We start from the raw sequence: 1,449 nt of genomic DNA on the forward strand, positions 1-1,449 counted from the left end.
CGCCAGGAGAAAGTCCGAACTGCCCGATCCGCTTGCCGATCCGGTGCTCGATCTCAGGGTGAAGTCGCGCACGGCCGAAGCCTATTTCGTCAAGGCAGGCGACTACATCCAGATCATCGACGTCGACGGCCGCCAATGCACCGACTTCCAGTGCTTCTCGGCGCGCAAGCTCGACAAGGGCCGCGATCTCGCACTCGACGTCACCGCCACCCGCTCCTTGATGGGCCATGCCTATCCGATGCCCGGCCTGCATGCGAAGTATTTCGATCAGGATTTCGAACCGCTGGTGGAAGTCGTGCAGGATACCTGCGGCCGGCACGATGCCTTCGCACTGGCTTGCTACGCCAAATATTACGACGACATCGGCTATCCCGGCCACATCAACTGTTCGGAGAACTTCAACGGCGTGCTCGCCCCGCATGGCGTGACCGCCCGCGGCGGCTGGATGGCGGTGAACTTCTTCTTCAACACCGGCATCGACGCGCATGGCGTCATGTTCTCCGACGAGCCATGGTCGCGGCCAGGCGACTATGTGCTTCTGCGCGCGCTGACCGACATCGTCTGCGTGTCTTCCGCCTGTCCCGACGACACAACCCCGGCCAATGGCTGGAACCTCACCGACATCCATGTCCGGACCTATTCCGGACAGCACAAATTCTCCCGTGCGATTGCCAGACGAGTGACCCCGGATGCAGAGCCAAAGATGACCCGCGAAACCGCTTTCCATTCCAGCTTCGCCAAGCACACCCGCAACTTCATCGAGTACAAGGGCTATTGGCTCGCCAATTCCTTCGCCAAGGAAGGCCCGCTGCAGGAATATCGCGCCTGCCGCGAGAAGGCCGTGGTGATGGACCTGTCCGCCCTGCGCAAGTTCGAGGTCACCGGCCCGGATGCCGAGGCGCTGCTGCAATACACCCTCACCCGTGACGTCAAGAAGCTCGGCATCGGCCAGGTCGTCTACACGGCCATGTGTTACGAACACGGCGGCATGATCGACGACGGCACCTTGCTGAGGCTCGGCAAGGACAACTTCCGCTGGATCGGCGGCGACGACTATTCCGGCCAGTGGCTGCGCGACAAAGCCGAGGAGCTCGGCCTGAAGGTTCTGGTGCGGTCCTCGACCGACCAGATGCACAACATCGCCGTGCAGGGTCCCAGGAGCCGTGACATCCTGAAGGAGATCGTCTGGACGCCGCCGCATCAGCCGGCGCTGGCCGAGGTCGAATGGTTCCGCTTCACCATCGGCCGCATCGGCGATTCCCAAGGCGTGCCGATCGTCGTCTCGCGCACCGGCTATACGGGCGAACTCGGCTATGAGATCTGGTGTCATCCGCGCGATGCCGAAAAGGTCTTCGACGCGGTCTGGGAGGCCGGCCAGCCGCACGGGCTGGTGCCGATGGGCCTGGCGGCGCTCGACATGGTGCGCATCGAGGCGGGCCTGATCTTCGC

1 protein-coding gene is annotated in these 1,449 nt (G+C 63.3%); it reads left to right on the forward strand.

Annotated features, from left to right (window positions below):
- A partial coding sequence (locus ACFWXH_RS31275; RefSeq protein ID WP_379125318.1) for a DUF1989 domain-containing protein occupies positions 1-1,449 on the forward strand: 1,449 nt, incomplete at both ends.

It is taken from the genome of Mesorhizobium sp. NPDC059054 (assembly GCF_042739215.1).
GTDB lineage: Bacteria > Pseudomonadota > Alphaproteobacteria > Rhizobiales > Rhizobiaceae > Mesorhizobium.